The 3,911-nt window shown below is 36.5% G+C and carries 5 protein-coding genes and 1 pseudogene; 5 read left to right on the forward strand and 1 reads right to left on the reverse strand.

What is annotated here, in order from left to right:
• Positions 1-233 precede the first annotated feature (233 nt).
• The 3 genes from HT701_RS09200 to glnA all read left to right on the forward strand — a co-directional run bounded on the left by HT701_RS09200 (position 234) and on the right by glnA (position 2,577).
• A complete protein-coding gene (locus HT701_RS09200; RefSeq protein WP_000119913.1) occupies positions 234-761 on the forward strand; it encodes an aromatic acid exporter family protein in 528 nt (175 codons plus the stop codon).
• Positions 762-837: 76 nt separating this feature from the next.
• A complete protein-coding gene (gene glnR, locus HT701_RS09205; RefSeq protein ID WP_000659547.1) occupies positions 838-1,194 on the forward strand; it encodes a transcriptional repressor GlnR in 357 nt (118 codons plus the stop codon).
• 36 nt (positions 1,195-1,230) lie between these two features.
• Positions 1,231-2,577 carry a type I glutamate--ammonia ligase gene (gene glnA, locus HT701_RS09210; RefSeq protein ID WP_050261078.1) on the forward strand — a complete coding sequence of 449 codons (1,347 nt, stop codon included), beginning with the start codon at positions 1,231-1,233 and terminating at the stop codon, positions 2,575-2,577.
• Positions 2,578-2,672: 95 nt separating this feature from the next.
• Here the strand turns inward: glnA and HT701_RS09215 are convergent, their stop codons facing one another.
• On the reverse strand, positions 2,673-2,792 hold the full coding sequence (locus tag HT701_RS09215) for a glutamine synthetase (protein WP_079251602.1): 120 nt from the start codon (positions 2,790-2,792) through the stop codon (positions 2,673-2,675).
• Between HT701_RS09215 and HT701_RS11595 the strand changes: the two are divergent.
• A pseudogene (locus tag HT701_RS11595) lies at positions 2,757-2,914 on the forward strand (cell envelope). The gene HT701_RS09215 and the pseudogene HT701_RS11595 overlap by 36 nt on opposite strands.
• Positions 2,915-3,438: 524 nt before the next feature.
• On the forward strand, positions 3,439-3,911 hold a 473-nt coding region (locus HT701_RS09220), incomplete at its 3' end, for a restriction endonuclease subunit S (RefSeq protein WP_240152370.1).

Here is a 3,911-nt window from a genome sequence, read left to right on the forward strand (position 1 = left end):
AGTGCTTTGAGCAACCTGCTGCTAGTTTCCTAGTTTGCTCTTTGATTTTCATTGAGTATAAAGTTCTTCCAGGACTTGTAGCCTTGACAGAAAAATAAGATTTTATAAACAAATCAAAGAAGAGAGAGATGAAAGTTCCTCTTTTCTTTTGCTTAAAATAAAAGAGCTTCCTCGCAACTATTACTCATAAAAATCACCGATTTATGATAAAATGGAAATAGAAAGTTGAGATTATGAGTTATTTTAAAAAATATAAATTCGATAAATCCCAGTTCAAACTTGGTATGCGAACCTTTAAAACAGGAATTGCTGTTTTTCTAGTTCTCTTGATTTTTGGCTTTTTTGGTTGGAAAGGTCTTCAAATCGGTGCTTTGACAGCTGTTTTTAGCCTGAGGGAGAGTTTTGATAAGAGTGTTCATTTTGGGACTTCGCGTATTCTAGGGAATAGTATCGGAGGCCTCTATGCCTTTGTCTTCTTCTTATTAAATACCTTTTTCCACGAAGCCTTTTGGGTGACCTTGGTAGTTGTTCCAATTTGCACCATGTTAACCATTATGACAAATGTAGCCATGAATAACAAAGCAGGGGTTATTGGTGGTGTAGCGGCTATGTTAATCATTACCCTATCGATTCCGAGCGGCGAAACAATTTTGTACGTATTTGCGCGTGTATCAGAAACTTTCATGGGAGTTTTTGTCGCAATTCTCGTAAATTACGATATTGATCGTATTCGACTCTTTTTAGAGAAAAAAGAAAAATAATGTTATATTTTATGACATTATCAATTGACGTTTGTCTTTTTTTAGACTATAATAGACAGAAAGAAGGAAATTGTAAATGAAGGAAAAAGAATTTCGCCGAAATATGGCTGTTTTTCCTATCGGCAGTGTTATGAAGTTGACCGATTTATCGGCGCGTCAGATTCGTTATTATGAAGATCAAGAGTTGATTAAGCCTGATCGAAACGAAGGAAACCGTCGCATGTATTCCTTGAATGACATGGATCGTCTGCTTGAAATCAAAGATTATATCTCAGAAGGTTATAATATCGCTGCCATTAAGAAAAAATATGCTGAACGTGAAGCGAAATCCAAGAAAGCGGTGAGTCAGACTGAAGTGCGTCGTGCACTTCACAATGAACTCCTCCAACAGGGTCGCTTTGCTTCGGTGCAATCACCTTTTGGTCGCGGTTAGGCAACCGCAAGTAGTCATACATTAAGGAGAAAACTCATGCCAATCACAGCTGCAGATATTCGTCGTGAAGTCAAGGAAAAAAATGTTACCTTTATCCGTCTCATGTTCTCAGATATTTTGGGAACCATGAAAAACGTCGAAATTCCTGCTACAGATGAACAATTAGATAAGGTCTTGTCAAATAAGGCTATGTTTGATGGATCTTCTATTGAAGGTTTTGTACGTATCAATGAGTCAGATATGTACTTGTACCCTGACTTGGATACATGGACAGTCTTCCCTTGGGGAGATGAAAATGGAAGTGTTGCAGGTTTGATCTGTGATGTCTATACAACAGAAGGTGAACCATTTGCAGGTGACCCTCGTGGCAATTTGAAACGAGCTCTTCGTCACATGGAAGAAGTAGGATTCAAATCCTTCAACCTTGGACCAGAGCCAGAATTCTTCCTATTTAAACTGGATGAAAATGGGGATCCAACACTTGAAGTGAATGACAAGGGTGGCTACTTTGATTTGGCGCCTACGGACCTTGCGGACAACACACGTCGTGAGATTGTGAATGTCTTGACCCAAATGGGATTTGAAGTAGAAGCCAGTCACCACGAGGTTGCGGTTGGACAGCATGAGATTGACTTTAAGTATGATGAAGTTCTCCGTGCTTGTGATAAGATTCAAATCTTTAAACTTGTTGTTAAAACCATTGCTCGCAAACATGGCCTTTACGCAACCTTTATGGCCAAACCAAAATTTGGTATTGCTGGATCAGGTATGCACTGTAATATGTCCTTGTTTGATGCAGAAGGAAATAATGCCTTCTTTGATCCAAATGATCCAAAAGGAATGCAGTTGTCAGAAACGGCCTACCATTTCCTTGGCGGTTTGATCAAGCATGCCTACAACTATACTGCTATCATGAACCCAACGGTTAACTCATACAAACGTTTGGTTCCAGGTTATGAAGCCCCTGTTTACATTGCTTGGGCTGGTCGTAACCGTTCGCCACTTGTACGCGTGCCTGCTTCACGTGGTATGGGAACTCGTCTTGAGTTGCGTTCAGTTGATCCAATGGCAAACCCATATATCGCTATGACAGTTCTTTTGGAAGTTGGTTTGCATGGTATTGAAAATAAAATCGAAGCACCAGCTCCTATCGAAGAAAATATCTACATCATGACAGCAGAAGAGCGCAAGGAAGCTGGTATTACAGACCTTCCATCAACCCTTCACAACGCTTTGAAAGCTTTGACAGAAGATGAGGTTGTCAGAGCAGCTCTTGGAGAACATATCTATACTAGTTTCCTTGAAGCCAAGCGAATCGAATGGGCAAGCTATGCAACCTTCGTTTCACAATGGGAAATTGATAATTATTTAGACCTTTACTAATACTAATATATAAGAAAGATTGCCTGAGGGTAAACAGTCACACAGCAGTCTAAGCCATCAAATACCTATAACCCTTAAAATAGCGATTTCGGTCGCTATTTATTTTTCGAAAAATCCTCTTGACTCTTTTGCGAATTAGATTTATCATTAGACGTGTAGAAGAAAATCAAGGAGTCACTATGGAAAAATTCAATTTCAAAAACAATATCGGGCAAGAAAACACATTGCTTCAAATCGAAATCTACAAGTTTACTAATTTACTAACTTTTGCAAGCTTCAAAATTACACATCTGTAAATATTTTTTCGAAAGATATATTTGAAGCCATAGTAAATTGAGACTAGAATAGTACACTACATCTGCTAAAAAATTTCTAGAAATTAATTTAACTTTCCTAATCGATTTGTTTACATCTTATTTCAATCTACTATATTATCTCAATAAATGATGATGGAGACTGTTTTGTTTGTGCTTGTCGATTTTTGAATCCTGATCGAGCGGAAGAATATTTCTACTGAGGTTGCCAAGGGGAAAATCCTGAAGATATTGAATTTTATGATGAACAATTACAGGCAGAAAAGGTGGAAGTTTTAAGTATTCGATTGGAAGTAAAAAAGTGAATTATCTATAATCTCATCAACAATAAACCTATTTCAACCCCATTATCTATAGGCGTATTTTTACGCCTTTTTATATACTTGAAGCACATAAGAAACATTATGGGAAGTTTGCTGATGGAAGTATAAAAGAGTTTAAACATAATATACCTAAAGGATGGGCCATAGTTTATTTACCAGACATTTGTGCATTAGAGGACGGCTCAATAAAAAGAGGTCCTTTTGGTAGTTCTATAACAAAGTCAATGTTTGTTCCGAAAGGAGAACATACATATAAGGTTTATGAACAAGGTAATGCTATAAGAAAAACTATAGATTATGGAGACTATTGGTTAAAAGAGAGTGATTATATACGTTTAAAAAATTTTTCAATAAAAGCAGGAGATATTTTAATATCTTGTGCAGGTACTATTGGAGAAATCTTTCAAATACCTTCAAATTATTATAATGGAGTTATAAATCAAGCATTATTAAAACTTACGTTAAACTCAGATATAATAGATTCACAGTATTTTAAATGGATGTTTACGAGTTTGATTAATACACTAAAAGAGCATTCTATAGGTTCAGCGATAAAAAATTTAGCTTCAATAAAATTTTTAAAATATGAAGTTCCTATGTTATTGCCTCCACTATCCGAACAACAACGAATAGTAGAAGCAATCGAATCAGCTTTAGAAAGAGTAGATGAGTACGCTAAAAGTTATAATAGACTCGA

The sequence above is a fragment of the Streptococcus sp. 10824 genome, from assembly GCF_013276595.1.
GTDB lineage: Bacteria > Bacillota > Bacilli > Lactobacillales > Streptococcaceae > Streptococcus > Streptococcus pseudopneumoniae.